32 protein-coding genes, 1 tRNA gene and 1 pseudogene are annotated in these 26029 nt (G+C 35.0%); 12 read left to right on the plus strand and 22 right to left on the minus strand.

What is annotated here, in order from left to right; translation table 11 throughout:
* Positions 1 to 15: 15 nt before the first annotated feature.
* From CCAL5182_RS07310 to CCAL5182_RS07380, 15 genes are all read right to left on the minus strand, one after another.
* Complete coding sequence (locus tag CCAL5182_RS07310) at positions 16 to 1260, minus strand: type II secretion system F family protein (RefSeq protein ID WP_336610645.1); 1245 nt, start codon at positions 1258 to 1260, stop codon at positions 16 to 18.
* Positions 1257 to 3008 (minus strand): GspE/PulE family protein, encoded by a 1752-nt coding sequence (locus CCAL5182_RS07315; RefSeq protein WP_169971683.1) that lies wholly within the window; start codon positions 3006 to 3008, stop codon positions 1257 to 1259. Before CCAL5182_RS07315 ends, CCAL5182_RS07310 begins: the two co-directional genes overlap by 4 nt.
* A complete protein-coding gene (locus CCAL5182_RS07320; RefSeq protein ID WP_169971684.1) occupies positions 3008 to 3550 on the minus strand; it encodes a hypothetical protein in 543 nt (180 codons plus the stop codon). The genes CCAL5182_RS07315 and CCAL5182_RS07320 overlap by 1 nt, the downstream gene beginning before the upstream one ends.
* Entirely contained in the window at positions 3547 to 4374 is an 828-nt protein-coding gene (locus CCAL5182_RS07325; protein ID WP_336610646.1) for a CDC27 family protein, read from the minus strand. Before CCAL5182_RS07325 ends, CCAL5182_RS07320 begins: the two co-directional genes overlap by 4 nt.
* Positions 4367 to 5194, minus strand: coding sequence for an ATP-binding protein (locus tag CCAL5182_RS07330; RefSeq protein WP_336610647.1), 828 nt, complete (start codon positions 5192 to 5194; stop codon positions 4367 to 4369). The genes CCAL5182_RS07325 and CCAL5182_RS07330 overlap by 8 nt, the downstream gene beginning before the upstream one ends.
* Positions 5184 to 6704 carry a pilus (MSHA type) biogenesis protein MshL gene (mshL, locus tag CCAL5182_RS07335; RefSeq protein WP_336610648.1) on the minus strand — a complete coding sequence of 507 codons (1521 nt, stop codon included), beginning with the start codon at positions 6702 to 6704 and terminating at the stop codon, positions 5184 to 5186. The genes CCAL5182_RS07330 and mshL overlap by 11 nt, the downstream gene beginning before the upstream one ends.
* Entirely contained in the window at positions 6682 to 7098 is a 417-nt protein-coding gene (locus tag CCAL5182_RS07340; RefSeq protein ID WP_336610649.1) for a hypothetical protein, read from the minus strand. Before CCAL5182_RS07340 ends, mshL begins: the two co-directional genes overlap by 23 nt.
* On the minus strand, positions 7098 to 7745 hold the full coding sequence (pilO, locus tag CCAL5182_RS07345; RefSeq protein ID WP_336610650.1) for a type 4a pilus biogenesis protein PilO: 648 nt from the start codon (positions 7743 to 7745) through the stop codon (positions 7098 to 7100). Before pilO ends, CCAL5182_RS07340 begins: the two co-directional genes overlap by 1 nt.
* Positions 7745 to 7987: a hypothetical protein gene (locus CCAL5182_RS07350; RefSeq protein WP_336610651.1), complete on the minus strand. Its 243-nt coding sequence runs from the start codon at positions 7985 to 7987 to the stop codon at positions 7745 to 7747. The genes pilO and CCAL5182_RS07350 overlap by 1 nt, the downstream gene beginning before the upstream one ends.
* Positions 7984 to 9267, minus strand: a complete 1284-nt coding sequence (locus CCAL5182_RS07355) for a C4-dicarboxylate ABC transporter (protein WP_336610652.1) — start codon at positions 9265 to 9267, stop codon at positions 7984 to 7986. The genes CCAL5182_RS07350 and CCAL5182_RS07355 overlap by 4 nt, the downstream gene beginning before the upstream one ends.
* Before the next feature lie 51 nt (positions 9268 to 9318).
* Positions 9319 to 10188, minus strand: coding sequence for a GTPase Era (era, locus tag CCAL5182_RS07360; RefSeq protein ID WP_336610653.1), 870 nt, complete (start codon positions 10186 to 10188; stop codon positions 9319 to 9321).
* Positions 10189 to 10197: 9 nt separating this feature from the next.
* Positions 10198 to 11520 carry an HslU--HslV peptidase ATPase subunit gene (gene hslU, locus CCAL5182_RS07365; protein WP_169971692.1) on the minus strand — a complete coding sequence of 441 codons (1323 nt, stop codon included), beginning with the start codon at positions 11518 to 11520 and terminating at the stop codon, positions 10198 to 10200.
* Positions 11520 to 12065 (minus strand): ATP-dependent protease subunit HslV, encoded by a 546-nt coding sequence (gene hslV / locus CCAL5182_RS07370; protein WP_169935797.1) that lies wholly within the window; start codon positions 12063 to 12065, stop codon positions 11520 to 11522. The genes hslU and hslV overlap by 1 nt, the downstream gene beginning before the upstream one ends.
* Complete coding sequence (rplI, locus tag CCAL5182_RS07375; protein WP_169935799.1) at positions 12066 to 12515, minus strand: 50S ribosomal protein L9; 450 nt, start codon at positions 12513 to 12515, stop codon at positions 12066 to 12068.
* A gap of 83 nt (positions 12516 to 12598) precedes the next feature.
* A complete protein-coding gene (locus CCAL5182_RS07380; RefSeq protein ID WP_336610654.1) occupies positions 12599 to 13819 on the minus strand; it encodes an argininosuccinate synthase in 1221 nt (406 codons plus the stop codon).
* Between the two features lie 287 nt (positions 13820 to 14106).
* Between CCAL5182_RS07380 and CCAL5182_RS07385 the strand changes: the two genes are divergently transcribed.
* The 8 genes and pseudogenes from CCAL5182_RS07385 (at position 14107) to CCAL5182_RS07420 (ending at position 19002) form a co-directional block, all read left to right on the plus strand.
* Positions 14107 to 14364 carry a hypothetical protein gene (locus tag CCAL5182_RS07385; RefSeq protein WP_336610669.1) on the plus strand — a complete coding sequence of 86 codons (258 nt, stop codon included), beginning with the start codon at positions 14107 to 14109 and terminating at the stop codon, positions 14362 to 14364.
* A pseudogene (locus CCAL5182_RS07390) lies at positions 14247 to 15422 on the plus strand (amino acid permease); the annotation flags it as partial. The gene CCAL5182_RS07385 and the pseudogene CCAL5182_RS07390, both read left to right, overlap by 118 nt.
* Complete coding sequence (gene mmuM / locus CCAL5182_RS07395) at positions 15419 to 16225, plus strand: homocysteine S-methyltransferase (RefSeq protein WP_336610656.1); 807 nt, start codon at positions 15419 to 15421, stop codon at positions 16223 to 16225. The pseudogene CCAL5182_RS07390 and the gene mmuM, both read left to right, overlap by 4 nt.
* On the plus strand, positions 16171 to 16338 hold the full coding sequence (locus CCAL5182_RS07400) for a homocysteine S-methyltransferase family protein (RefSeq protein WP_336610657.1): 168 nt from the start codon (positions 16171 to 16173) through the stop codon (positions 16336 to 16338). The genes mmuM and CCAL5182_RS07400 overlap by 55 nt, the downstream gene beginning before the upstream one ends.
* A 41-nt stretch (positions 16339 to 16379) precedes the next feature.
* Positions 16380 to 16631 carry an RNA-binding S4 domain-containing protein gene (locus CCAL5182_RS07405; protein WP_336610658.1) on the plus strand — a complete coding sequence of 84 codons (252 nt, stop codon included), beginning with the start codon at positions 16380 to 16382 and terminating at the stop codon, positions 16629 to 16631.
* On the plus strand, positions 16624 to 17031 hold the full coding sequence (gene tsaE, locus CCAL5182_RS07410) for a tRNA (adenosine(37)-N6)-threonylcarbamoyltransferase complex ATPase subunit type 1 TsaE (RefSeq protein WP_336610659.1): 408 nt from the start codon (positions 16624 to 16626) through the stop codon (positions 17029 to 17031). Before CCAL5182_RS07405 ends, tsaE begins: the two co-directional genes overlap by 8 nt.
* Positions 17024 to 17752 (plus strand): LPS export ABC transporter ATP-binding protein, encoded by a 729-nt coding sequence (lptB, locus tag CCAL5182_RS07415; protein ID WP_336610660.1) that lies wholly within the window; start codon positions 17024 to 17026, stop codon positions 17750 to 17752. Before tsaE ends, lptB begins: the two co-directional genes overlap by 8 nt.
* Before the next feature lie 2 nt (positions 17753 to 17754).
* Positions 17755 to 19002, plus strand: coding sequence for an RNA polymerase factor sigma-54 (locus CCAL5182_RS07420; protein WP_336610661.1), 1248 nt, complete (start codon positions 17755 to 17757; stop codon positions 19000 to 19002).
* Here CCAL5182_RS07420 and CCAL5182_RS07425 read toward each other — a convergent pair.
* The gene (locus tag CCAL5182_RS07425) at positions 18992 to 19816 is read right to left on the minus strand and encodes an adenylosuccinate lyase (protein WP_336610662.1); all 825 of its coding nucleotides are present in this window, start codon (positions 19814 to 19816) and stop codon (positions 18992 to 18994) included. The two genes, CCAL5182_RS07420 and CCAL5182_RS07425, sit on opposite strands and share 11 nt — an antisense overlap.
* Positions 19817 to 19875: 59 nt before the next feature.
* Entirely contained in the window at positions 19876 to 20058 is a 183-nt protein-coding gene (locus CCAL5182_RS07430; RefSeq protein ID WP_169935817.1) for a hypothetical protein, read from the minus strand.
* Between the two features lie 131 nt (positions 20059 to 20189).
* Here CCAL5182_RS07430 and CCAL5182_RS07435 point away from each other — a divergent pair.
* Positions 20190 to 20266: transfer RNA gene (locus tag CCAL5182_RS07435), tRNA-Arg, on the plus strand.
* Between the two features lie 187 nt (positions 20267 to 20453).
* On the opposite strand, the gene CCAL5182_RS07440 is transcribed toward CCAL5182_RS07435, so the two are convergent.
* Both CCAL5182_RS07440 and CCAL5182_RS07445 read right to left on the minus strand, forming a co-directional pair.
* Positions 20454 to 21029 (minus strand): hypothetical protein, encoded by a 576-nt coding sequence (locus CCAL5182_RS07440; protein WP_169935819.1) that lies wholly within the window; start codon positions 21027 to 21029, stop codon positions 20454 to 20456.
* Complete coding sequence (locus tag CCAL5182_RS07445) at positions 21013 to 22461, minus strand: transglycosylase domain-containing protein (protein ID WP_336610663.1); 1449 nt, start codon at positions 22459 to 22461, stop codon at positions 21013 to 21015. Before CCAL5182_RS07445 ends, CCAL5182_RS07440 begins: the two co-directional genes overlap by 17 nt.
* 431 nt (positions 22462 to 22892) lie before the next feature.
* On the opposite strand from CCAL5182_RS07445, the gene CCAL5182_RS07450 reads away from it, so the two are divergent.
* Together CCAL5182_RS07450 and CCAL5182_RS07455 are read left to right on the plus strand one after the other, a co-directional pair.
* Complete coding sequence (locus CCAL5182_RS07450; protein ID WP_169935823.1) at positions 22893 to 23099, plus strand: hypothetical protein; 207 nt, start codon at positions 22893 to 22895, stop codon at positions 23097 to 23099.
* Positions 23096 to 23362: a type II toxin-antitoxin system RelE family toxin gene (locus CCAL5182_RS07455; RefSeq protein WP_336610664.1), complete on the plus strand. Its 267-nt coding sequence runs from the start codon at positions 23096 to 23098 to the stop codon at positions 23360 to 23362. The genes CCAL5182_RS07450 and CCAL5182_RS07455 overlap by 4 nt, the downstream gene beginning before the upstream one ends.
* A gap of 154 nt (positions 23363 to 23516) precedes the next feature.
* On the opposite strand, the gene CCAL5182_RS07460 is transcribed toward CCAL5182_RS07455, so the two are convergent.
* Complete coding sequence (locus CCAL5182_RS07460; RefSeq protein ID WP_336610665.1) at positions 23517 to 23753, minus strand: TetR/AcrR family transcriptional regulator; 237 nt, start codon at positions 23751 to 23753, stop codon at positions 23517 to 23519.
* 271 nt (positions 23754 to 24024) lie between these two features.
* Between CCAL5182_RS07460 and CCAL5182_RS07465 the strand changes: the two genes are divergently transcribed.
* On the plus strand, positions 24025 to 25269 hold the full coding sequence (locus CCAL5182_RS07465) for a portal protein (protein WP_336610666.1): 1245 nt from the start codon (positions 24025 to 24027) through the stop codon (positions 25267 to 25269).
* Here CCAL5182_RS07465 and CCAL5182_RS07470 read toward each other — a convergent pair.
* Entirely contained in the window at positions 25266 to 25559 is a 294-nt protein-coding gene (locus CCAL5182_RS07470) for a type II toxin-antitoxin system YafQ family toxin (RefSeq protein ID WP_336610667.1), read from the minus strand. The two genes, CCAL5182_RS07465 and CCAL5182_RS07470, sit on opposite strands and share 4 nt — an antisense overlap.
* Positions 25546 to 25767 carry a hypothetical protein gene (locus CCAL5182_RS07475; RefSeq protein WP_336610668.1) on the minus strand — a complete coding sequence of 74 codons (222 nt, stop codon included), beginning with the start codon at positions 25765 to 25767 and terminating at the stop codon, positions 25546 to 25548. The genes CCAL5182_RS07470 and CCAL5182_RS07475 overlap by 14 nt, the downstream gene beginning before the upstream one ends.
* Between the last annotated feature and the right edge of the window lie 262 nt (positions 25768 to 26029).

Raw genomic sequence — 26029 nt, forward strand, 5'->3', positions numbered from 1 at the left:
AGTATAACATAACTTTTAATTTTTTACGGCTTGTGCCAAGTCCCACATAGGCATAAAAATGCCAAGTGCGAGTAAAATAACCATACCGGCTATAAACACAAGCAAAATAGGCTCGATATAGCTTGAGATGTTGTCGATTATGTCGCTAAATTTTGCCTTATAATAGTCAGCTATCTTTTCTAACATGCTGTCTATACTGCCGCTTTGCTCTCCGGCGTTTATCATTTGTATAAGCATATTTTCATAAAGCCCTGTCTCCTTAAAAGCTTCTGTTAGGCTTACTCCTCTGCCGACTAAAATTTTAACTCCGGCTAGCTTTTCTCTTATGGCGATATTTGATACTGTTATATTTGCCGTATCAAGTGCTTCTGCGATAGGAATTCCCGCACGAACAAGCTCTGTGAATATAAGATTAAACCTGCTCATGTTGGCATAAAATATTATCTTGCCTATCAAATAAACTTTAAGTAGGTATTTGTCTAATTTTGTTCTGAATTCTTCGCTTTTATCATAAAATTTCTTTGCAAATATACCAACGGCAATAAGTAAGGCGATGATGTAAAAACCGTAGTTATTCATGGCGTATTCTATGCCTAGTAAAATTCTAGTAGGCACAGGAAGCTGGGCGTTAAGTTGCTCAAAAATTTCTCTAAACTGAGGAACTACCATAAGCATCATGACCGTAAAGGCAACAATGATAGCGCATATCACGGTAACCGGATAGCGTATAGCCTTTTTAAATTTTTGTTGGTTATCCCAAACTTCTTGTAAGATATTTGCAAGTTTTTTTAAAGAGTCAGCCATGTTTCCTGTGTTTTCGCCAAGTCTTATCATGGCTATAGTTACATCACCTAGCTCATGTTTGAAACTTTCTACTGAAGATGTTAGGCTTGCACCTTGGTTTAGATCCTCGTTTATGGATGTAAAAATTTCTTTTAGTTTTTTATCGTTAGTTGAAGTTGCGATCTCTTTTATGCTGTCGTGGATAGAAATTCCGGCGTTTGCCATGACACTTAGCTGGCTTACTACGGCAACCAAATTTGGCACTTTAACCTTTGTGGAGGAGAAGTATTTAGAAAATTTATCTTTAACATCTTCCATCTGTTCTAAAAGTGGAAGAGTTTTTGTCTCGCCGATCTTTACTATCATGCCTTTGTTGTTTTTTGCAGCAAGACTTCTAGCTTCACTTGTGCTATTTGCCTTAAGGGTCATTTTCTGTCTTCTGCTGTTTTGGATGTATTCTACTTCAAATAGTTTCATATCTTAGCAACCCTGTAAACTTCTTCTATCGTTGTGACACCGTTTGCTGCACGTATAATGCCGTCATGAAACATATCTATAAAGCCCTCTTGATAAGCTACGCTTCTTATTTCGTCTTTATTTGCACCATTTGCAACCAAGCTTTGTATGGTATCCGTGATAGGTAGAATTTCGCTTATCATCTCTCTACCTAGATAGCCGGTTTGTGAGCATTGTTGGCAGCCTGTACTTGAGTAAAATTGATACTCTTGAGGGATATATTGTTTTAGCTCTTCAAATGTATCTTTTGGTAAAGTTATGGCTTGCTTGCAGTGAGGACAGAGCTTTCTTACAAGTCTTTGAGCCTCGATACATATGAGTGCACCGCTTACTAGATAAGGCTCTATACCCATGTCTATCATTCTTGGTATGGCACTTATGGCATCATTTGTATGCAAAGTGGAAAAAACAAGGTGACCGGTAAGAGCTGCTTGTATAGCTATGCGAAGTGTTTCTTGATCGCGGATCTCGCCTATCATTATGATATCCGGGTCTTGACGTAAGATAGAACGAAGTGCAGTAACAAAGGTCATGCCTGTTTTTTCATTTACATGAACTTGCTGTATCATGTTTAATTGATATTCAACCGGGTCCTCGACTGTTATGATCTTTGTCTTTATGCTCTTTATATCGCTTAATGCGCCATATAGCGTTGTCGTTTTACCGGAACCGGTCGGTCCCGTAACTAAAACTATGCCATAAGGGGCTTTCATGGCTTTTTTAAATTTATCGAAATTTTTTGGATGCATGCCCAAGTTTTCTAAATTTATAATAACCTTTGACTTATCAAGGATACGTAAAACCACGCTTTCGCCATTTAGGATAGGAAGGGTTGAGATACGAAAATCATACTCTTTGTCTAAAATTTGAGCTGAAAAGCGTCCGTCTTGTGGTTTTCTACGCTCTGCTATGTCCATGTTTGAAAGCAGTTTCATTCTACTTACAATAGGCGGGTAAATGTCTTTATCAAATATAAACGTCTCACTAAGTATGCCGTCTATCCTGCTTCTTACTATGCAGTTTGTTTCAGTCGGCTCTATGTGGATATCGCTTGCTCGACTTTGTATAGCTGTTTTTAAAATAACTTCGATAAGTTTTAAAATTCCGGAACTCTCGGTATTTGAAGCACCGCTGGCTGAGCTTGAAAGCTCTTTTCTTATCTCGGCAATGATGTCTTTTATGCTTTCGTTTAAAGCAAGTTTGTTTGTGTATTTTTCTATCTGTGTTGGGTCTGCAACGACTACTTTTAGTAGTTTTCTGTTAAATAAATTTTGAACCCTATCTTGAGTCATAACGTCAAATGGATTTTTGAACGCCACATAGATATTTATCTCGTCCTCTTTTATCGGAAGAGCTTCGTAGCTTTTTAATTGACTTGTGTTTATGCGTTCGCAAATTCTATAGTCTATGTCTATATCGTCAAGGTTAAAATACGTAAGTTTAAAGCGAAGCGCGATATATTTTAGAAATTTCTTTATATCTATTTCGAGGTCTTTTGTTGTTTCAGTGATGTTTATGCGACCGCGTCTATAAAGATCACCCAAGGTTTCATCTATCTCTTTTTGTGTTATAAATTCATTTTCATAAAGAATTTCAAGCAGAGTTTTGTTCGTTTGAGTCTTTAAATTTTGTATATTTTCTACTTGCTCTATTGTTAGTTTTGAGTTTTGTTCTAGCGTTTTTAAGATGATATTTTCAGTTATGTTCATTACCAATACTCTATTTGTGATTTTAATTCGTCGTCTTTGAATGTTTTTAGGATTATTTTATTTGTTTGCGACTCTTTTAGGACGTTAAGCGTATAGTGCGTGCTTGAGTTTTTTTCCTTAAATATATACTCGTCACCATCTAAGATGTATTCTTTTTTTACAAATTTATCAAAGATAAAAGATAGTATATAATCACTCTTTGGAAGTCTAATATAGCTTATGTCTACATTGTCGATAAGTGCGTGATAGAGAAGCTTTTTTTTAAACAAAATATCCGCAAAATACGCCGCATTCTCGCGTGCTTCTTTTGTTTTTACCAGCTTAAACATAGGCGAAGCTAGCCTGTTTAGTTCATGTATATTAAGGCAAGATATGCCATATATACTCATTATTGACTCATCTGATATTTTTTTGAAGAAATTTTCAACTTGGTTTGAGCAAACTTTTCTGTATTCACCGTTACTAAACCACTCTTCTATCTCTTGTTGGTTTATGGCAAAAAGATTAATCACGGTTAGTAATATAAGTAAAATTTTTTTCATAACGAACCACTTTCTATCTTTTTAATTAATACATCTATCGTGGCTTTGTTTTGCTTTTTATTATACTCTTTTAGAGCCTTTATGGCGTCATTTTTATTACCTGTGTAATACTTTGACTTAGCAAATATCACCCACGACTCTTCTGTGTTGCTGTCTATCTCGTTTGCTGTTAATGCCCATTTTATAGCTTCGTTGTAGTTTTTATTTTTAAAATTTATCCTAGCTACCTCAAGGGCGTAGCTTTGGTTGTTTGTTGCAGCAAAGGACTCTTTTAAAGATGAGAGTTCGTCTTTTGGAGGTATTATTTGTATGTCTATTTTTGATTTTTGTGTTTTTGGTTGCTCTTTGGCCACATTCTCGTCAAAGTCTAAAATTTGGTTTTTAGGAAGAGGGGTGTTGTCGGCATCATCACTACTTGAGATGACTTTAAGCTTTAACCAGCCTTGTGGTGCGGTTTTACTTTCGTTTTTAGTGTCACTAGGCTTGATGTCTAAAATTTTATCACCTGAAGCATTGTGATGTCTTAGATTTTCTTCTAGTTTGTTTGCTACTTTGCTTATAAGCTCTTCTTCTTTAAGTTTTTCTTCAAATCTCTCTTTTGCATTTATGCTTTTTTGCTTACTTTCGTTTATAACACTTGAGATGGTGTCTGGTTTTTGATCATTTTGTTTGGTATTAAGTGCATAAAAGCCGCTTGTAGCCAAAACGGTAGCTAGGATTAAGATTATTATTAGTTTTGTTTGATTTGAAATTTTTGGCTTTTTGCTTGCTATATAGGCTTCATAATGTTTTTCAAGCTCTCTTATCTCTTGTGTGCTAAGCATTTATAAGTCCAGTATCTATTGCAGACATAATTAAAATTTTTTGATTTTGTTCTTTTGCGGCCAAAACTGACGGTTCGTTTTTTTCGTAGTATTCGCAAATTTCGTAAAATTTATACAAAAGTTTATTTAACGTTCTTAAATTTCCTTCGCAAAGATCGTATATGAGAGCAAAGTCGGCGTCACTAAAATTCAGGTATTTTTCTAAATTTTTCATGGAAATTTTTTTAAGTATATATGTGATGACCTCATTTAGATCAGCACTTTTTAGTTCTATACTCTCCCAAATTCTAGTTTGAAAATAATCCTTTACGATAACATCTTCTTCGCTTGTTTTGTGGATGGTGAAGATAAATTTAAAATACCTGCTGTCAGCCATTAGCCTAATTTTTTCAATCAACTCTTGTGGATAGAGTTGGGCTTCGTCTAGGATTATTACGATTTGATTTTCTAAAATTTCTTTTTTATTTGCAAATTTTTTTCCATACTCTTGTATTAGCTCTTCAAAGTTGTTTATGTTTTCTTTTTTATCGGTAAAAATTTCATCACAAAGTGCGTTTACGAAACTTGTTTCGCTAAAAAAAGGGTATGAGAAAAATATAACTTGCTTTTGGTTATCACCAAGATCTTTTACGATTTTATTTAATAAAAATGTCTTTCCGGTGCCAGGTTTTCCATAAAACAATACAAGCTTAAGCGGTTTTTTGATCACAGAGATGATCTTGTTGTAACAAGATATAGTTTTGTCTAAATTTACAAAGCTATTAATATCATCTTCGTTTATAAAAATTTCTTTTAAATCCGCATAAATGTTATTGCTCATATAATGTCTTTGAAAAACCTAAATCTTTTAAGGATTGTGATATCGGAGCTGGATCGTTTAGATCAACCACTCTTGGCGTTATCACAAATATAAGCTCGGTTGTTTTTGATACATCTTTCGTGCTTTTAAAAGCGTTACCTATAAGAGGTATGCTTGATAGGATCGGTACTTTGCTGTTATCTTTGCCTTTTGTTTGACCGATAAGTCCGCCAAGAACTATCGTGTCGCCACTATTTACATGAACTACAGTTGAGAGTTTCTTTTGTATTGTATCAGGAGCTATCTCTCTAATGGTAGAATTTTGTGTTCTTGTGTCATCTTCTGAGTATTTAAATGTGCTTAAAGATGGGTTTACACGAAGCATGATTTTGTTATTATCCGATACTTCAGGAAGTAAATTTAGCAAAATTCCTATAAATACAGAGTATTGCTTATAAGTAACAGTTGTCCTGTCGCTATTTACGTTGTTGTTGCTGGTTTCTTCCATAACCCTGTAATTTACATTATCGCCGACCGAGATAAGGGCTTGCTGGTTGTTTAGAGTTGTTACTTTCGGGCTTGATATAACTTTTGTTCTACCGTTGGTTTCTAGGAAATTTATTATACCGTCAAGACTGAAATTTAAATTTGCAGCGATGTTTAGTGTCTGACCAAAACCGGCACTTAGTCCATTGCCACGGTTTGTCCAGCCTGCACCGGATGCTCCATTGCTTGGATTGTTGCCTATGTATGAGTTAAAGCCAAGTTCAAATTTACTCCAATCAACCCCCTTTTTATACTCGTTTTTAAGATCGACGGCAATTATCGAAACATCAATGATTACTTGCTTTTTTAGGCGTTTTTGCATCTCGTCTATATAGGTTTGAACGCGTTTTATCTGAGATGGTGTTCCAGTTATCGTGATAAGTCCTGCGTTTTGGTTAATAATAGGATCAGGTGCGATGATGTGCTCGCTAGTGTTATTTAGTATGGCCTTTAGCTCAGCGTCAAGCTTTTCCCAAAAGTCAAATTTTTCTGTTGTTTTAATAAGGTTGTCAGCAGATTGACTATCGTTTAAAGACTGCGAAGAGCCGCTACTTTCTCCCACTTCTACAGGGGCTGAGTCAACGGAAGCTTTTGTTATAGCTGTGCCTTCTCTAACCGAGGTTATATAGTCAAGCTTAAATATTTTTGTTTGAAGAGATGAAATTTTAAGCACGTTGTTCGAAAATTCATAGCTTAAATTTTTTTCATGTAAAAGTAGGTTAAAGACCTCATTTAGCGACATGTTTTTTATATTTACGCCATGTGTTGACTCTCTTAGTTCTTGTTTGCTAAGTGTGTCTTTAGCTATGATGCTAAACTCGCACATGTCAGATAGCTGAGTAAGCACGTCAATAAGTGGAGTTTCTTCTAGGATTTTCATGTTAAATTTCTTGCCCAAGCAGCTAGCTTGTGCAGAACAAATACTTGTAAATAAAATTATAGATAATGTAAAAATTTTAAATTTAGTTGATTTTAATATAGACATTTTTCTTTCCGTTTTGAATTTTGATTTCTTGTTTTTCATCGCCTCTTTTTAAAATGGCGCTTGTATTTGTGATCTTGGTTATTTTGTATTCGCCTATTGTATCGCCAAGTTTATACCAAGAGCCATCCATCTTGACTCTATCTTGCATAACAGCTTGTAATGTAAATGAGCTTGCTGTATTTAAGGTTTCTGGCGATATCACTGTTAAATTTTCATCTCTTGCAACCTCTTTAAAAGGGCTTTTGCTATTTAAAATTTCATGCTTGCTTATACCTTCTCTTTGTTGTCTGATCTGAGAAAACATTCCATCATATTTTATCTTTTTATCTTGGACATCTGCCCCAAGCAAAGAGCATAAAGATGATAGGATTATCGTAATAAATATAGATTTCATTAGTATTTCATACCCCAAATAGATATTGCGATATTAGCGCCTAGCTCTTTTTGAGTGGCGTTTATATCGATCTTATGAAGATCGACTACGAGCTCTGATTCTTCTAGTGAATTTATATAGTTGAGCATATTTTGATAGCTTCCTAAAAGTTTTACGTTTATGTTTAAAATTTGCTCTACTTTTTGGTAACTGGGGTTTTTAAATTCATTGTTGAGTTCTAAAATTTTAATATTATTCTCTTTTGCTAGTATTACTATCCTATCTAAAAAAGTTGCCCAATTTTGATCGTTAAAAAGCAAAAACGAAAGCTCTTTTAGTTTGTCGTCAAAGTAGTTGTTAAAGCCTAAAAGTTCTTCATGTGTTTTTTTAAGTGCTTCTAGCTCTTTGCTTTGCTCTTTTATCTTAAAATTTTGATCGCCGTTTGGAGAGCTAACAGACTTTAAGTAGTCTTGCACAACCTTAAGTTCTTTTGAAATTTGTTCGTATTGCATACTTTGCTCATTGTAAAATCGCTCAGATGCATCAAATGAGAAAATATACAAAAGATACGCTATAACAGCTATAACACCAAAAGATAATATGTAGCGCTCATTTTGGCTCTTTTGCTCAAAATACTCATCAATCCTGCTTAATATATCTTGTTTCATTATCTTATCTCTACGCTTACATTGCTTTCATAGACATTTTGGGCTTTATTAAAATCTATGCGTTTTGTGTTTATGGAGTATTTTGCCGTTTGTGCGATCTGTTTTATTAGCTCTGTTATATTTTTCTCGTCATTGCTTTGAACCGCAAAAGTCATATTTCTATCTTTGCCAAATATATTTGAAACTTTAACTTTATTTTGATTTATGATCTGCGAAATTTCAAATATATTTATCCCTTTCATGGCGTATTCGTTTTTTTATCGCTGATTTGAGTTAGTAAGTTTTCTCTAAATTCAAGCTTTTGTCTATCTTTAACAAGCATATCTTGCATTTGCTCTTTTTCTTTTTGAAGTCCCGCAAGGCTAATCCTTATCCTGTTTGACTCGTTTTTGAGGTCAATTAGCTCTTGCGTTAGAGCAGGTATGCTTTGCTCTAAATAATACCCTCCAAGGTAATTATACGCAGGATACGCGACCGCAAGTAGTGAAGCTGCGCCACATGAAAGGATAAATTTACCGCTCGTTCGTTTTGTAAACGGTTGGGGTCTTAAAAATGACGAGAAGTTAAATTCTGCCTGATAATCCTCTTCTTTGGTCAGCCTTGCAATCAGAGCCATCATATTGTGCTGTTGACTTAGGTCGTAGTCTTTGCTGTTTATTGAGATGTTTGTACTTAGAGTTGCTGTTTTAAGACCGATTTTATTTTGAACGAAGTTCTCAAGCCCAGGAATTCTACCGATCTCAGAGTCGATAAAGATGTTGTGAATATTTACAAAATATACCCTGTTTATTATATTTATAGCGTCATTAATGTAAAAAAAACAGTCTTCTAAAACATCATTTAACTCAGGATCAAAATTTTCACTTTCGGTATCCATACAAATGCCGTTTGTGTTAAGTTTTTCATAAAAAGCCTCTTCGCTTATGCGTTCGCCTTTTAGTTCGCTGTACCTATCTTTAATAGAGCTTAGATTATAGCGAAGAGGGCGCGAGGTTAGGTATTCGCCTCCTGAGTAAACAGCTAAAAACGCGTCATCTTTTTGAAGACATATAAAACAAGCAACATCTAAAACAGTCAAAAAGCCTTTTTTATAAAGTGAGCTGTATAGAAGAGGGGCGATAGATAGGTAGTCTATGTATGGAATTTTCGCCATTATGTCTTTAAATATCTTATCTATCGTGTCGTCTGCTATGACAAATACGCTAAAAAGCCTATCTTCTGTTTGCGCTTGAGACTCTATAAAGACTATTTTATAGTCAATCGTCGCATCAAGAGAAAGCTCTTCGTAAGTTTTAATAGAGATGATATTTGAAAGCTCTTCTTCACTTGTTTCGCGAGAAATGCTTATAGTTGTGGTGATTAAATTTTTAAATTTAAGATATGAGATAAAGAAATTTTCTTTAGAAATTGATCTTGAAACATCTAAAGCCCCGACTTCGTTCCCTATAAATTTAAATGCATCTTTTTTATATGGATCGATTGTAATAATAGACTTTTCAACGTTATTTCTTATCTTTATCATTCATGCCTCATTTGTTACTTGTTTGTATTCTAATGTATTCAAAATAAAAAATCAATAGTTATTTATTTTTTTAAGTATTTTTTCGTCTTTACTCCATCCTTTTTTCACTAAAACGACTATTTTTATGAAAATTTTGCGACCCGTCAAATTTGATATAAGCTTTCTTGCGTTTATGCCTATGCGTTTTATAGTTTCGCCGTTTTTACCTATTATCATTGACTTGTGTATCTCGCGTTCTGTGATAATCGTTGCATAAATTTCTGTTATATCATCTTTTTCTTTTACTTTATCTATTAAAACATCACTGGAATAGGGGATCTCGTCACTTAAATTTTCATAAATAGCTTCAAGAATGAAGTCTTTAAAAATTCCCTTTTCGTTTGTATTTGTTATAAATTCAGGATCATAAAAATACTCATGTTCAGGTAAAAGCTTGCAAATTTCATCTAAAAGAGGTTTTTTGTAAGTTTGTTGTTTTGTGCTAAATGGCAAAAGGGCGCTAAAATGGCTAGCGTAAGGCTGGTATTGGCTCATTTTTTGAAGCACTTTTTGATTATTTACCTCATCAACCTTACTAAGTACTACAATGTGAGGTTTGGTTGGATTTAGAGCTAAAAATGTTTGATAATCGCTTAAATCATCATGGATGGAGGCGATAAAAACAAGAGCATCGCAATCGCCCATCGCCTTTATCGCTTCGTTTACCATTAGTTTATTCATTAGCTTTTCGCTCTTATGAAGCCCGGGCGTATCGGTAAAAATTATCTGATCATCGCCGTTCATTACGATGCCGCTTATTTTTCTGCGAGTGGCGTTTTGTTTGTGCGAAACAATAGCTATTTTTTCATTTAGCAATGCATTTAACATTGAGCTTTTACCTGCATTTGTGCGACCGATTATGCTAACAAACCCTGATTTCAAATTTATCCTTTATAGTATGTATCTTGCTATGTCTTGATTTTCTATGACATCGCTTAGTCTTTGACTAACTAGCTCTTTATCTATAACGATCTTTTCTCCGTTTTTCTCGCTTGCTTCAAAGCTAATATCTTCTATAACGCGCTCGATAACTGTATGAAGTCTTCTCGCTCCGATATCTTCCATCTTTTCATTTGCCGCTTGTGCTATTTTGGCGATCTCGCGTATGGCTTCATCGCTAAATTCAAGCTCGACATTTTCTGTTTTAAGCAGGGCGATGTATTGTTTTAGAAGGGAGTTTTTAGGTTGGGTTAAAATTTGATAAAGTGCATCTTCGTCAAGACTATTTAGCTCGACTCTAAGCGGAAAACGACCCTGAAGCTCCGGTATAAGATCGCTTGGTTTACTTACATGAAAGGCGCCGGCTGCGATAAATAAAATATGATCCGTCTTTAAATTTCCAAATTTTGTAGATACCGAAGAGCCTTCCACTATCGGAAGTAAGTCACGCTGAACACCCTCTTTGCTCGGGTCTTGTCTGCCTGAATTTCCGGAGCTTACAGCTACTTTATCTATCTCGTCGATAAATATAATGCCTTCATCTTGTGCTCTTCTTAAAGCCTCAGTTTTGATGTTTTCGGTATTTAAAATTTTATCATTTGCCTCTGCCTCAAGAGCCTTTCTTGCATCTTTGACTTTCATCTCTTTTTTAGTCGGTTTATTTGTCATGCCGATTATTTTTATGAAGCTTTCTTGCATTTGAGCCATATCGGGCGGGATGTTTGAATTCTCGCTCATTGTTGGCTGCATGACTTCGATCTCGATATTAAGGTCATCTAAGTCGCCATTTCTAAGCTTTGTTAGCATTTTTTCATAACTTCGCTCATAATCTGCTATTTTTTCTTCGCTAACGCCTTTTGGTAAAGGTGGAAGTAGTTTTTTGATTATTTTATCTTCGATGTATTCTGAAATTTTAGCTTGGTTTTTTTCGATGTGTTCTGATTTTACTAGGTTAAAAGCTGCCATCGCAAGATCTCTAACCATGCTTTCAACATCACGTCCGACAAAGCCTACTTCAGTGTATTTGCTAGCTTCAACTTTTATAAAAGGAAGTCCCATCATCTTTGACAGGCGTCTTGCGATCTCAGTTTTGCCAACACCGGTTGAGCCTATCATTAGGATATTTTTAGGAACTATGTCATCTTGCATAGCTTTTTCTAGTTTCATCCTTCGGTAGCGATTGCGAAGTGCGATAGCGATGATCTTTTTGGCATTTTTTTGCCCTATAACATAATCATCTAAAAATTCAACTATCTGTCTTGGTGTCATATTCATTATTTATCATCCTCTAAGACATAGGTTTTTATATTTGTATTTGTATATATGCAAATTTCTCCCGCGATAGTAAGACTCTCTTTTACGAGCACCTCTTCATCTATGTCGGTGGCTAGCCTATCAAGTGCGCGAGCAGCAGAAAGTGCGTAGTTGCCGCCACTGCCTATCGCAGCTATCTTTCCGTCTTCAGGCTCAACTACATCGCCGGTCCCGCTAAGTAAGAAAATTTTATCACGGTTAAGAACCAACATCATAGCTTCTAATTTGCGTAGATACTTATCTTTTCTCCATGCTTTGCTAAAATTTATAACAGCCTTTAAGAGATCCCCTTTTGCTTGCTCTAAATTTTCTTCAAACATATCAAAAAGGTTAAACGCATCGGCGGTACTTCCTGCAAAGCCCGCCAAAACTTTACCGTCTTTTATCTTTCTGATCTTAACGGCATTTCCCTTTAATACAGTGTTGCCAAAACTTACTTGACCATCACCGCCTATTACTGATTTATTTTTGCCTTTATAGGCTAAGATCGTTGTTGCGTGAAACACTTACTCTCCTTGAACGTCAACCTTTAAATCGGCACTTATCGCGTGTCCTAGTTTTACTTGAACATTATAAATTCCTACCGCTTTTAGGTGGTTTTTTTCTATTTCGATTGATTTTTTATCAACGATTAGATGATGTGTTTTTTCAAGCTCTTCAGCTATCTCTTCTTTGGAGACAGAGCCAAAAAGTGCGCCGTTAGCACCTAGTTGTTTTTTGATAACTACCGTAACTTTAGCTAACTCATCTTTTAATTTTTCTAAATTTGCAAGTTCGTATTTTAGCTCTTCTGCTTTTCTTTTTTGTGCTGCTTCGTATTGGCGTAATACATCAGGAGTTGCAGCTTTTGCAAAGCCTTTTCCTATCAAGAAGTTGTTGCCGTATCCATCTTTTACCTCTTTTATCTCACCTGCTTTTCCTAAGCCTTTTACGTCTTTTATAAGTAATACTTTCATTTTTATACCTTTGATTTAAATTTTATTGAGAGGTTGAAAAAAGATTAGCAAGCCAAAATAAAGCTTGCTAATTGATTGAAATTTTAAAATTTTCTTCCGTTTTTGCTAGCGATTATAAAGCGAAGAGCGTTTAGCTTGATAAAGCCGTCCGCATCTTTTTGATCATATACGCTATCCTCTTCAAATGTACTATATGCTTCGTTAAACAAATTATCATTTTGGCTTGAACGACCAAGGATTATGACATTTCCTTTATAAAGCTCAACCCTTACTTCACCGTTTACATGCTCTTGGCTTTTATCTATCGCCGCTTGTAGCATAGCACGTTCAGGGCTAAACCAAAAACCGTTGTAGATTAGCTCTGCATAGCGTGGCATTAGCTCGTCTTTTAGGTGAGCCGCTCCTCTGTCAAGAGTTATGCTCTCTATCGCACGATGGGCTTTTAACATGATAGTGCCGCCAGGTGTTTCATAGCAACCGCGACTTTTCATGCCCACATAGCGGTTTTCAGCTATATCAAGGCGTCCTATGCCGTGTTTTGCCCCAAGACGGTTTAGCTCTGTTAAAATTTCAGCAGGACTTAGCTTTTTACCGTTTATGCTTACAGGATCGCCTTTTTCGTAGCCGATAGTGATTATCTCACTCTCGTTTGGCGCATCTTTTGGATCAACCGTCCATCTCCACATATCTTTTTCAGGAGCATTTGCGGGATTTTCAAGAACTAAACCCTCATAGCTTATGTGAAGTAAATTTGCGTCCATTGAGTATGGACTTTTGCCTGGTTTTTTACTTATATCTATGCCATTTCTCTCTGCATAAGCAAGAAGTTTTTCACGACTATTTAAGTCCCATTCTCTCCAAGGCGCTATGATGGTTAGATCAGGATTTAGTGCGTAGTACCCAAGCTCAAAACGAACTTGATCGTTTCCTTTGCCTGTTGCTCCGTGGCTAATGCCGTCAGCACCGGTTAGCTTTGCTATCTCTGCTTGTCTTTTTGATATTAACGGACGAGCGATAGAAGTTCCCAGTAAATACTCTCCCTCATAAATAGCGTTTGCTCTAAACATAGGAAATACATAGTCTTTTACGAATTCTTCTCTTAGATCTTCTATAAAAATATTTTCAGGTTTTACTCCAAGTGCTATAGCTTTTTTGCGAGCCGGCTCAACCTCTTCTCCTTGACCTATATCTGCCGTAAATGTTACAACTTCGCAATTATATTCATCTTGAAGCCATTTTAGAATTATACTTGTATCAAGTCCGCCGGAGTAAGCCAGAACGACCTTTTTAACCTCTTTTTTCATCCCATTCTCCTTATTTAGATTAAATGGCTAATTTTATCTAAAAATGATTAATTTTAAATAAATACTTTAAGCAAAAAATAATAGATCCAAGATGGAATATATCGAAATTTTGGATCACATGGGTAAAATTGAAAAATTTAATTAAATTTGAAATTTAAATTAACTAAATTTACGATAAATTTTAGTAAAATTAAAATTTTATTTAAGCAAAAGGAAGCGTGTTGCAAAATCACAAATTACAAAATCAAGGCGAGTTTAAGCGCAAGATAAACTCACGCCATCTATTTATGATAGCTCTTGGCGGAGTTATCGGCACGGGGCTGTTTCTAAGCTCAGGCTACACCATTTCACAGGCCGGTCCGCTTGGTGCTGTCATCAGCTATCTTGTGGGCGCGGTGGTCGTCTATCTGGTTATGCTCTCTCTCTTGGCGAGCTTGCCACGGCGATGCCGGTTACTGGCTCATTTGGTGCGTATGCTACGAAATTTATCTCTCCGGCTACGGGATTTACCGTTACGTGGCTTTACTGGCTGTGCTGGACGGTAGCGCTTGGGACCGAGTTTTTGGGAGCGGCGATACTTATGCAAAGGTGGTTTCCTGAAGTGCCAGTATGGGTCTTTGCGACATTTTTTGCGGGGCTAATTTTTGTCATAAATTTGCTAAACGTAAGGGCTTTTGGAGAGACTGAGTCTTTTTTTGTGGGCATTAAGGTAATGGCGATCATCGTGTTCATCACGCTTGGACTTGGGGCGATATTTGGCGTGGTGTCGTTTGATGGGGCGAGTTCGGCTCCGCTTTTTGCCAATCTCACCGCCAACAGAACCTTTCCAAACGGCTTTTTGGCTGTGGCTACCGTGATGCTAGCGGTAAACTACGCCTTTTCAGGCACCGAGCTTATCGGCATTGCAGCTGGCGAGACAGCTGAACCAGAGAAAAACATACCTCGCGCTATAAATACCACGGTGCTTAGGCTTGTGATATTTTTTGTGTTAACCATCATTGTTTTAGCTTCACTGCTTCCGATGAATGAGGCGGGCGTACTAGAAGCGCCTTTTGTCGTAGTTTTTGACAAGATGGGGATACCGTATGCGGCGGATATTATGAATTTTGTCATCCTGACAGCGATACTTTCGGCGGGAAATTCGGGACTTTATGCCAGCTCACGTATGCTTTGGTCGCTTAGCAACGAGTGGCAAATCGGGCCTTGGGTGGCGAAGATTGACGATAGAGGAGTGCCTGTTAGAGCGCTTGTGATGTCGATGATAAGTGCGGTGGGAGCGCTATTTGCTAGTAAATACGCCGAGGATTCGGTATTTTTAGCCCTTGTTTCGATAGCGGGCTTTGCGGTAGTTGGCGTGTGGCTATCTATCCCGTTTGCACAGATAAATTTTAGAAAAGAGTGGATAAAAAGCGGCAAAAGCGTGGAGGATCTCAAATTTAGAGTGCCTTTTTCGCCCGTTTTGCCATATATTACGATCGCCTTGCTTGCGGTTTCGATCATAGGTATCGCTTATGACGCCGAGCAACGTCCGGGACTATATTTCGGGCTTCCTTTCGTGGCGTTTTGCTATATTTATTACTATTTGAGATATAAAAAGATATGAGTAAATTTAAAGATTTATTAGCCAAAAAAGACGTAGTGGTGCTTGACGGAGCGCTTGCCACACAGCTTGAAGCTATGGGGCTTGACATCAGCGGTAAGCTCTGGTCGGCAAAGCATATCGCACAAAACCAGGACGCTATCAAGCAAATTCACAAAAATTATTTAAAAGTCGGAAGCGACATCATCACGACGGCAAGCTATCAAGCGACGATTCCGGGCCTTATGGCGGCCGGGTTTAGCAAAAAAGAGGCGTATGGCTTAATCATAAAAACAAGCCTTATAGCACGCGAGGCGGTGGATGAATTTATACGTGAGAGCGGGGCGACGGAGACTCCACTTGTGGCGGCAAGTATCGGACCATACGGTGCGTATCTATCTGACGGGAGCGAATATAGGGGTGATTATAATCTAAGCAAGAGTGAATTTAAGGCGTTTCACGAGCCACGCATTAGGGCTGTTTTAGAGGATGGGGCGGATATGCTGGCGGTTGAGACTATACCGCTTTTAAGCGAGGCGGAGGCGATATGCAAGCTTTTAGAGCAAAATTTTAAGGACGTGCCTTGCTGGATAAGTTTTACGGCAAGAGATGAAAATGAGCTTGCTAGCGGCGACGCCACAACAGACGTGGTTAAAATTTTAGAAAGCACTCCAAACGTGCTTGCCTACGGCTTTAATTGCATAAGTGACACTCTTGCTAACGCTTTGCTTGCAAATTTAAAAAAGGCTGGCGGAACACAAATGCGGGCGCCGTGTATGACGCCAAGACTCAAAAATGGAGCGAAAAGCCTGATGAGAGCGGACTGATAAGCCATATACAAAAGTGGCATGAGCTTGGCGCAAAGATGATCGGCGGATGTTGTCAGACGAGCCCTGAATTTATAAGGCAACTAAGCGAAATTTTAAAGACAAAAATTTAGTGTTATGCGAAAATAAGCAAATTTTAGTTAAAATCCAGCCCATGAGAATAGATAAATTTTTAAATGTAGTAAATATCACAAAACGCAGAAGTATCAGCGAAGATATGTGTAAAAGCGGAGTAGTTAGTATAAATGGAGTAGTTGTAAAGCCTGCTAAAGATGTCAAAGTTGGCGATAAAATAACCATAAAATTTCTTGTCCGCGAAGTAAGTTATGAGGTGCTGGCTATACCGACAGGTAAAAGTATCCCAAAAAGCGCACAAGAAGAGTATGTAAGGCAGGTTAATGCGTGAATTTATACTAGCCAAAGATGAGCTTATCAAGCTTGTAAAAACACTGCCAAAAGATGGTGTGGTGCTACTTAGGGGAACTCTTGCTAGCGGCAAGACAACTTTGGTGCAAGAGATAGCTAAATTTCACGGCGTTAAGCAAAATGTTACTTCGCCTACATTTTCGATCATGCAAAGTTATGATGGCGATGTAAAAATTTTTCACTATGATATATATCAAAATGGTGTTAACGGTCTTGTAAAAAACGGACTTTTTGAAAATTTGTATGAAGATGGACTACATCTTGTTGAGTGGGGCGATGAAGAGCTCGAAAATATGCTAAAAATTTATAAAATTCCATATACTATAATCAACATAAAAACCAAAGAAAACCTGCGAATATACGAGGTAAAAAGTGCATAAATTACAGATAAACGAACTGAAGAAAACCATAAAAAAGACAAACATCATAAAAGGCGTTTCGCTAGATATAAAAAGTGGAGAGGTAGTAGGACTTCTTGGTCCAAACGGCGCCGGTAAGACTACGACTTTTTACATGATATGCGGTCTAATCAGCCCTACAAGTGGCACTATTGTGCTTGACAATAAAGATGTTACAAATGTTCCACTTCATAAGCGAGCGCAAATGGGGATTGGGTATTTACCGCAAGAGTCGAGCATCTTTAAAGACTTAAGCGTAGAGGAAAATTTGCTTTTAGGAGCGGAAATTTTATACAAAGAGGTTAAAGTTTGTGATCAAAAAGTCAATGAAATGCTAAATCTCTTAAACATCGAACCCATCAGACAAAGAAAAGGCGTAAGTCTAAGCGGTGGCGAAAGAAGACGATGCGAGATAGCCAGGAGTCTTATGATAACACCTAAATTTCTTCTTCTTGATGAACCTTTTGCAGGGGTTGATCCTATCGCGGTTAGTGATATACAAAGTATAGTTCGTGACCTTAAAAATTTAGGCATAGGTGTGCTTATAACTGATCATAACGTGCGTGAGACGTTGGCTATTTGCGATAGAGCATACGTTATTAAAGACGGTGCTTTGCTTGCAAGCGGCACGGCAAAAGAGGTTGCAAACGATAAAAATGTTCGCACGCATTATCTTGGTGAAGAATTTAAGCTTCTAGAGTAAAAATGCTGCGTCAAACTCAAGCTCTATCGCCAAAACTAAAGCTTAATCAAACGCTTCGTAGTTGGCTTCCGATACTTCAAAGTAGCCTTGACGAGCTAAAAGAGACGCTTGAGCCGTTTGTCGAAAACAACCCGTTTGCTAGCATAGAACAAAATTCATCTCATGTAAATTCTAAAAAAAATTTTTTTAAAGAAATAAGCAAAAATTCCATTTCAGATACGCTTGAAGCTACTAGTATACAAAAGCAAAGTTTGTATGAAAAGCTTTATGAACAGATAAATCCACCGCTTTTTCCAACGTTAAAGTCTCAAAATATAGCTTATAAAATCATCGAATGCATAAATAATGAAGGGTATTTTGAATATGATGATGAAATTTTATCGGAATTTGATGATGCGCAAGTTGAGAGTATTAGAGCTAGATTTGCCTATCTTGAGCCAAGTGGAGTTGGAGCTAAGAGCTTAAAAGAGAGCTTTTTGTTTCAGCTTGAAGAGGTGGAGTGTGAGGCTAAAATTTACGAAAATGTAAAAAAAATTATCGAAAATTTCGAAGATATTGAACAGATGACAAAACTAAAGGGCTACAAAGAGGCTCTTGAATTAATAAAAAAATTTAAAAACCCTCCTGCTATAGAATACCTAGAAGATGTGGCAACAGCCGTTGCAGATATAGCCATAAAAACAGATGATAACGGCATTAGCGTTAGTGTAAATGACGGGTTTTATCCTGAAATTTTATTAGATACACAAGGACTTGATGAGGCAAACGAATTTGTCTCAAGCCGCATAAAAGAGGCTAGGGCACTCATAGATGCGCTTGAGATGCGCAAAGCAACGCTTTATAAGATAGGGCTAATGATAGTCGAGTATCAGTATGATTATTTCTTTGGTGGAGACATAAAGCCGATGAAGCTTAAAAATTTAGCCGATGATCTTGGTCGCAACCCATCCACTATATCGCGTGCCATTGCAAATAAATACCTAGAATGCTCGCGTGGAACGATCCCTCTTAAGAAGTTTTTTGCTACTGGGCTTGATGAGGAAGTTTCAAATGAGGCTATAAAAGGATTTTTACTTGAACTTATAAAGAAAGAAAGTCCACAAAAGCCATTAAGTGATCTTAAAATTTTAGAACTTATAAAGGCTAATTTTAATATCCCATTAGTGCGGCGAACGATAACAAAATACCGTAAGTCGTTAAATATCGGAAGTTCTAGCGAGCGTAAAAAAATTTACGCTATCAAGCACTGACAAAGTTTTCTTGCGTTTTAAAAAGCGGTTTAAGGCTTTCATACGCGGTTTGTATCTTTTCAAATTTTTCACGGTATTCGTTTTGAATTTTTTGAGGCTTGCTTGCATGACGATCGGGATGATAAATTTTAACCAGCGAAAGATAGCTTTGTCTGATTTGCTCAAAGTCGCTATCCTTTTCACAGCCCAAAGTCTCAAAGTTGTCCTCCAAAAGATCTGCAAGAGCTGAAAATCTATTTACAAATTTACTTGATTTTTGAACTTTAAAATTTCGTTTAAATGTATCAAATTTTGTACTATCAAGATTGAAATGTATGATGAAATTTAAATGCTCTTTTTTTGAGAACAGTGTATTAAAAGCGTCAAAATCACTTTCGTTTTTAATTTTAACATGTAAGATATTTTGTTTTTCATCAAATTTGTTTTCATTATCTTTAAAGCATTGCATAATATAGTTGGCAAAAATTTTATGTGTATTATTAAGTAGCAATACAATCTCATCATTTACAAAATCAACATCTACAAAAAACATGTTAGAAACCGCATTTTTTTGAACATAGTTGATTTTTATAGTTTTATACTGCGCGAAAAAGAGGTTTAGCTCTTCATTTGTCTCTTTTTCATATATTTTTTTAATAAACTTTAAAAAGCACTTTCTTTGTGGTATTTCGCTCTCTTCGTAAAATGATATGATCTTGCCTTTGTTGGCGATAGTTTTGCTGAAATTTTTTATTATGATATTGCGAAGCTCGCAAAATAATATGTCATCTTGAGTTTGTATGCTTAAAGATTCTAAAGTTTGAGTTATATTCATAAAATTTCTCCTTAAAAACTATAAGGATAAAAAGCAATAAACGTTCCAAATTGTGTTTTTTAGATTTTTCTAATATCGCTATTTTTTATATATGACAAAAACTCATCTTTTAGTCTATCTTGTTTATGTTTGATAGCGTCTTGTTTTGCATTTTGTGGATCTTTTTGAGGTTTTAGGCTTACGCCTTGTTCTTTTACAAGCTCTTTTTTTATATCTTTTAAGCTGTCAAAAAAGTCATTCATCGTATTTCCTTTATTGTATTTGACGTAAGATTATCTGTTTTGAGCTAAAATTTGCATAAATTTTAGAAATTTTAGAAAATATATGCAAATTTTAAGAAAACTTTGCTATAATCACATTTCTTTTTTATTGTGCGCTCGTAGCTCAGCTGGATAGAGCATTTGATTGCGGTTCAAAAGGTCAGAGATTCGAATTCTCTCGGGCGCACCATCTTACTTATTTTTTAAAAACACACAAGTCTCTAAGTTAAAATTTCTAAAACATTTTAAAGTTTGCAATGCAATACCTTAATATTTTTTGCGAGCATTAGCTAAGAATTTACAAAAAAGAAAGCATAAAGTTTTTATCTCAAAAGAGTTATATGAGAATATTTTTATAAAAACAATCTTTTTATAGTTTAAGTAAATAAATCCACATATAATGATCTTAAGACATATAAAATTAACAATATAAAAATAATTAAAAATAGTGAAAATGATGCTTTTTTGAGATAAAATTTTACGGGATTGTTTTGTTGCTCTAAATATCTTGAATTATTTTTATTTATGATGTTATTAATTTCTTTTATCTTATCCTGAATTTTTCTAAGATAATCAAAAATCAATTTTTCATTTAATGGTTTATCTTTTGAATAATTTTCATATACATTTTTTAACAAATCATTGTTTTCTTTGATGTCCACTATATAACTATTTTTCAACAATAACTCATATAATTTCTTCGCATTGGATTTAGAATTTGGCTTTAAAGATAGTTGAACTAAACAAAAATAAATTTGATTTAAATTATCTAAATTTTCTTTTTGAGTATTTATAAAAATATTTTCGGATTGAGCTACTGAATCTGTTATATATTTTTTAATTATTAATGAACATATACCCAGTATTAAAAATAAAATAAATTCAACATCATTTATTTTATCATTTATAAACAATAAAATATTTTTAAACAAATCCTCATCTAATGAGTTCATTAAAAAACCCCTTAATCTTTTGAGTAAAATTTTTCGGCGCTTTACCTGCATTTACAATGCTATCATAAGTCATTCTTTCGTCTCTGAGGAAGGCAAATACTATTTCATGGTTCCCTAAAATAATATATCTATTTCTATTGTTATTCGTAGTGCCTGTTTTGCAAAAAAATGAGCTTAATCCCAATGTGTTTATTGATACTTGTCTTAATATGGACTTTAATTCGTCTATATGTTCATGATTATTATTTGAAAATAAATTATAATAAGCCATTGATAATTCGTATAAAGAAATACCATATGGAGTGGAACCCAAAACCAAAGATGGAAAATCTTCACAATTTTCTTTGTTAAACAAATTAGCTATATGCTTAGAAATATTATCAAAACCCACTTTATAACTTGCGTTTAAAAACACTGTATTATTAGATACCTCTAGTGCTTTTGCCAAAGACATGGTGTTATATGTTGGCTCAAATGCTTCTTTTGCTATCCATTTTTTATATTTATAAATAGGTGTTGTTGGTATTTGCGTATTTTGCTCTACCCCATGACTTCTTAAATATAAATATATAAAAGGCTTGAGTGTTGAGCCTACATTTCCGAAGTGGTTAAATATATAATGATTTCCATGCTTGCTAGAAAAACCAGCAATTTTGCCATTTTTTATACATATTACAGAATCAAAATCTTTAGTTGAATTTACAAATTTGTTAATTTTGTTTTGTATTTTATAATTTATTGTGCTATTAATTGTAAGCTTATTGCGTTCTATCGTCTTAGTAACAGCAGATATAATTTCTGATGGCACAACACTTATTTGTTTTTGTTTTAATTTTGGAAAATTATGCAAGTACTTGCCAGTTTGACTTTTTGAGATAAGGTTTGTTTTATTTAATCTAGCCACTATACTTTTATATCTATCTAGGAAAAGTTGGTTGTTGTTAATATATAAATTGGGACCCCTTAAGAGCACAATTAAGGATATAAATTCTTTTTTTGTTAGCTCATGCAGTCGTTTTGCAAAATATTTAATAGAAGCTGACTCAAATCCATATATGTTTGAACCCATATAAATAGATTCAATATATTTATCTATGATATGCTGTTTTGAAAATTTAATTTCTATTTTTAGAGCTTTAAAAATTTCTGCAAACTTTCTTTTAAATGTTTTTGAGTTGTCGTTTAAATAGCTTCTTGATAATTGTTGTGTTATTGTACTTCCACCTTCTATTATTTTTCCGGCTTGTAAATTTCTATAAAAGGCTCTTGCTATTCCAATTAAATCAATTCCTATATGCTTATAAAATCTTTTGTCTTCAATTGACAGCAAGAATTTAATAAAAACTTCAGGAATCTCTGTATCTATTCGCTTTGTATAGATTTTATTTGTATCGGAGCAAACACCAATAGTTTCACCATTATCGGCTTTCACAATATAGCCATTCACATTAATATGCACATTTGTTATCACCAAATAACTCTTTTGCTTTATGTTTTATTTAATAAAAATTTGTGCTAATTTTAGCATAATTATTGTGTATGTTTTAGTCAATTATGACCATATTGATTTATTTTATAAAGTTATAATTCTATTACTTACGAGACTTTGGGTGCTTAATTTGTCAGCAAGAGTTGTTTTTTTGTTTGCGCAAGACAACACAATAAATGTAATTTATGAAAAAATAAAATAATATAACTGGCAGTTGATTTAAACTGGTTGCAGAGAGCGGATTTGAACCGCTGACCTTCGGGTTATGAGATTTTTGTGCTGTAAAATTTTACTTAAATATCTTAATTTGCCTGCTTTATATAATGTTTTTTAAAATATGTTATAATCATAAAAAAATAAAAAAGGTTAAAACTATGGAAAATATGTTAGAGATAGAAAGAGAAGATTTCTTGCATACTCTTACAACTTCGGATAAAAGAATAGTTAAAAAAGCCATAGATCTTTATCATGATTTTATAGAGTATAAAGACGCTTTGAAAATAAGCAAATCTATCGAAAATGGCACTATTAAAACATATCCTGCTGATGAAGTTTTTAAAGAGATAGAAAAGTCATTATGAAACTTGAAATTTCAGACATAGCAAAAGAAAATTTAAAAAAATTTAACAAAAAAGACTACACAAAAATCAAAGAAAAACTTATTTATTTGTGCGATAACTACGAAATCATAAAAGATAGTAAAAATATAACCTCTTTGGTTAATTTTTCAAATTTTTACAGGTATAGAATTTCAAGTGATATAATGGCTGTATTTCAAATCAAAGATGACAAAATAACAATACTTATTTTAAAAATAGGACATAGAAAAGATATTTATAAGTAATATTCTCTCATATCAATTTATTTTAAATTTTATTTTTATATATCAATACCTACTTAAATATTCTAACATAAATATCAATTTTCCACTCATAAAAATAAATTCATAAATTCTTGCAATATTGTCAATTTTTTTATTTTTATATTTTAAAAATATTTTAGCTTCCTATTTCTTTTTTAAGTATCCTAGTTTTCATGTCTGATAAATAAAATTCTTGTTCCACCTCATTTAGTTTGTCAAAAAATTCTATCAGTTCTTTATGTTTGGGATTAATTTCATTTTCTTTTTGGAAATAAAATTCTAATATTTTATATAAGTTTGGATTAGTTTTTTCCCAATTATAGATAGTTTTTATATCTTTTCCGATAAATTCTGCTACTTCTCTTTTATTCATTCTTGAAATTATTCCATCATTTAAGATTTATTTTATTATAATTATGCAATAATTCCATTTAAGAAATTGCAATAATTCTATTTTATGTGCTAAAGTAAAAGAATTTTAGCAAAATCTTACAAATTTCAAACTTAACATACCGCCCGCAACAAATAAAAGATGTTTAGGGGCAAGGGTGTTGCAACCTTAGTAAGTTGTTAAACTGCTTGGGGGTGGCGTAGCTCCGCCCCTTAAATACTTAGCTACAAAAACACATTTTAAGGAGCTACATATGTATACGTATTTAATTGGCTTTTGCGATGAAGTTCGCCCACTCTCTAGATACGATGAAGCAAAAAGGCTCTTTGGCTCAAAAGTGAATGAAGCTAGGATAACATATATCAATACGTGGCGCAAAAGAGTGGCGATAAATGAGATATGGATAAAGGAGTTTAGAAAAGATAAATTTGAATGGGATAGGTATGTCGTAGCCGAGCCATATACACTGCTTAAATATGAAAAAAGACCATTTAAAAATGGGTGCCACCCCTTTGCAATAAGAAAATACGCGGTCGATGATAAAAATAATTGGTATGGTTTTTTTAGAAATTTAAAGCCGCAAATAGATTTTATAAATTTTGCCGAAAACAGAATGGCGAATATGATAGGCTCGACGAAGATATTTTATGAGAGCGGCGCGGTCGATGACGCCGAGAGCTTCGCAAAACAAGCAAATCTGGATAATGCAGTGGTAAGAGTAAGGGACAATGCTCTAAGCAATAAAAAGATAGAGATCGTAAGCAATCAACCGCAAATTGCAAATTTAAGCGCGAAAATCGCCGAAACTAGAATGGTGGCCCAGCGTCTAAGCGGACTCAACGACGAAACTCTCGGCTTTGCGGTAAGCCGTCTAAGCGGCTCGGCTATAGAGCAAAGAAATAACGCCGGAACTGTAAGCTTGCAAAGTTTTCTGACGGCGTCTGAAATGATAGATAAGACGGCGCTAAGCAAAGCCATAGAACTAATCACAAACTATTTTGATGCCCAGCAGGTATTTAGGATTGTGGAGAGCGATAACGCCGAAAGATACTTCACTATAAACGAAACTGTGCGAGATGAAAACGGCGAGGCGGTAATAAGCGACGGTAAGATTTTGGTGAAAAATAAAATTTCAGTCGGCGCATACGATATAAGCCTAAACGTAACTCCGCACGTAAAAACCAAACGCGAAGATATCCTAAAACACTGGGCGGAGATAATAAAAACTATAGCGCCGATCGACCCAAGTATGACAAAACGGCTAATACCGCTAATGCTAGATGATAGCGATAGCCCGGTGGCTTCGCAGGTGCGTCAAATGCTAGTGGAAAAAGAGGAAGCTATGGGCGGCGCGCAGCCGAATGAGGCTCAAATCTTGCAGCTTGAAGCGATGAAGCTAGAGCTAGAAAAAACAAAAGCCGAAATCTCAAAAATCAAAGCCGATACGCTCAAAAAAGTAGCCGAAAGCAAAGAGGAGATGGGGAGGGCTAGGATTTAGCCCTTAAAAAGCTTTGCGTGAGAGCCGACACGAATACACACTAATACCAGCAAATCATCAAGTTTTTTATAAATCAAAAGCAAGTCTGGGCGAATATGGCATTCACGTTTATCTTTGTTATTGCCGATTAGGCTATGATCTTTAAATTTAGCATCTAGCTTTTTGTCGTTTGCTAGATCGTTTATCACGGATTTAATCTCATTTAAGGCTGTGATATCGTTTTTAAAGCTTTTTAAATCCGTTTTAAAAGAGCTAGTGTATTTTATCTCAAATTTGCTATTTTCGCTCATTTAAAACATCTCTAAAAAGCTCACCTACATTATGATAGCCTTTGTGGTTTTTAGGGTTTTTAATTATCTCGTTGCACTCGTCAAAAGCTTTTAAAGTGGCGTCATTTGGCTCATCGTATTTAAAAAGCTCAACCTCTTTGTTTACGACTAAAAGAGCTTTTATTATGTTTAAAAAATCACTATTTACGTTTGTTAGAGTAATCGTCATTTTTTACTCCTTGTGTTTATTTTTGAGAGATTATAACACAAATTTTAAAATTTGATTGACTTTGCTAAGTCGTCAAATAATGCGCCGCGCAGCAAAAGTCCTATAAACAATCCGCCCGCAAAGCAAACGGCGGCCGTAAAAATATAAGTCAAAAACATTTTTAATCCTTTAATATTTAATATACGCTTAAATTTCTATTAATCTTCAAATGCTCATTTTTGAGAAAGCGGGCATAGACTTTGAGGGTCATATCAAGGTTTGC

Origin of the sequence: Campylobacter sp. 7477a, assembly GCF_014892335.1 — a bacterium.
GTDB classification, from domain to species: Bacteria; Campylobacterota; Campylobacteria; order Campylobacterales; family Campylobacteraceae; genus Campylobacter_A; species Campylobacter_A californiensis.

Bases quoted from the DNA above. Each gene is read 5' to 3' on its own strand.
- CCAL5182_RS07310 (WP_336610645.1), bottom strand. From the start codon at position 1,260: ATGAAACTATTTGAAGTAGAATACATCCAAAACAGCAGAAGACAGAAA.
- CCAL5182_RS07315 (WP_169971683.1), bottom strand. From the start codon at position 3,008: ATGAACATAACTGAAAATATCATCTTAAAAACGCTAGAACAAAACTCA.
- CCAL5182_RS07320 (WP_169971684.1), bottom strand. From the start codon at position 3,550: ATGAAAAAAATTTTACTTATATTACTAACCGTGATTAATCTTTTTGCC.
- CCAL5182_RS07325 (WP_336610646.1), bottom strand. From the start codon at position 4,374: ATGCTTAGCACACAAGAGATAAGAGAGCTTGAAAAACATTATGAAGCC.
- CCAL5182_RS07330 (WP_336610647.1), bottom strand. From the start codon at position 5,194: ATGAGCAATAACATTTATGCGGATTTAAAAGAAATTTTTATAAACGAA.
- mshL (WP_336610648.1), bottom strand. From the start codon at position 6,704: ATGTCTATATTAAAATCAACTAAATTTAAAATTTTTACATTATCTATA.
- CCAL5182_RS07340 (WP_336610649.1), bottom strand. From the start codon at position 7,098: ATGAAATCTATATTTATTACGATAATCCTATCATCTTTATGCTCTTTG.
- pilO (WP_336610650.1), bottom strand. From the start codon at position 7,745: ATGAAACAAGATATATTAAGCAGGATTGATGAGTATTTTGAGCAAAAG.
- CCAL5182_RS07350 (WP_336610651.1), bottom strand. From the start codon at position 7,987: ATGAAAGGGATAAATATATTTGAAATTTCGCAGATCATAAATCAAAAT.
- CCAL5182_RS07355 (WP_336610652.1), bottom strand. From the start codon at position 9,267: ATGATAAAGATAAGAAATAACGTTGAAAAGTCTATTATTACAATCGAT.
- hslU (WP_169971692.1), bottom strand. From the start codon at position 11,520: ATGAATATGACACCAAGACAGATAGTTGAATTTTTAGATGATTATGTT.
- rplI (WP_169935799.1), bottom strand. From the start codon at position 12,515: ATGAAAGTATTACTTATAAAAGACGTAAAAGGCTTAGGAAAAGCAGGT.
- CCAL5182_RS07380 (WP_336610654.1), bottom strand. From the start codon at position 13,819: ATGAAAAAAGAGGTTAAAAAGGTCGTTCTGGCTTACTCCGGCGGACTT.
- CCAL5182_RS07385 (WP_336610669.1), top strand. From the start codon at position 14,107: ATGATAGCTCTTGGCGGAGTTATCGGCACGGGGCTGTTTCTAAGCTCA.
- mmuM (WP_336610656.1), top strand. From the start codon at position 15,419: ATGAGTAAATTTAAAGATTTATTAGCCAAAAAAGACGTAGTGGTGCTT.
- CCAL5182_RS07405 (WP_336610658.1), top strand. From the start codon at position 16,380: ATGAGAATAGATAAATTTTTAAATGTAGTAAATATCACAAAACGCAGA.
- tsaE (WP_336610659.1), top strand. From the start codon at position 16,624: ATGCGTGAATTTATACTAGCCAAAGATGAGCTTATCAAGCTTGTAAAA.
- CCAL5182_RS07420 (WP_336610661.1), top strand. From the start codon at position 17,755: ATGCTGCGTCAAACTCAAGCTCTATCGCCAAAACTAAAGCTTAATCAA.
- CCAL5182_RS07425 (WP_336610662.1), bottom strand. From the start codon at position 19,816: ATGAATATAACTCAAACTTTAGAATCTTTAAGCATACAAACTCAAGAT.
- CCAL5182_RS07430 (WP_169935817.1), bottom strand. From the start codon at position 20,058: ATGAATGACTTTTTTGACAGCTTAAAAGATATAAAAAAAGAGCTTGTA.
- CCAL5182_RS07440 (WP_169935819.1), bottom strand. From the start codon at position 21,029: ATGAACTCATTAGATGAGGATTTGTTTAAAAATATTTTATTGTTTATA.
- CCAL5182_RS07450 (WP_169935823.1), top strand. From the start codon at position 22,893: ATGGAAAATATGTTAGAGATAGAAAGAGAAGATTTCTTGCATACTCTT.
- CCAL5182_RS07455 (WP_336610664.1), top strand. From the start codon at position 23,096: ATGAAACTTGAAATTTCAGACATAGCAAAAGAAAATTTAAAAAAATTT.
- CCAL5182_RS07460 (WP_336610665.1), bottom strand. From the start codon at position 23,753: ATGAATAAAAGAGAAGTAGCAGAATTTATCGGAAAAGATATAAAAACT.
- CCAL5182_RS07465 (WP_336610666.1), top strand. From the start codon at position 24,025: ATGTATACGTATTTAATTGGCTTTTGCGATGAAGTTCGCCCACTCTCT.
- CCAL5182_RS07470 (WP_336610667.1), bottom strand. From the start codon at position 25,559: ATGAGCGAAAATAGCAAATTTGAGATAAAATACACTAGCTCTTTTAAA.
- CCAL5182_RS07475 (WP_336610668.1), bottom strand. From the start codon at position 25,767: ATGACGATTACTCTAACAAACGTAAATAGTGATTTTTTAAACATAATA.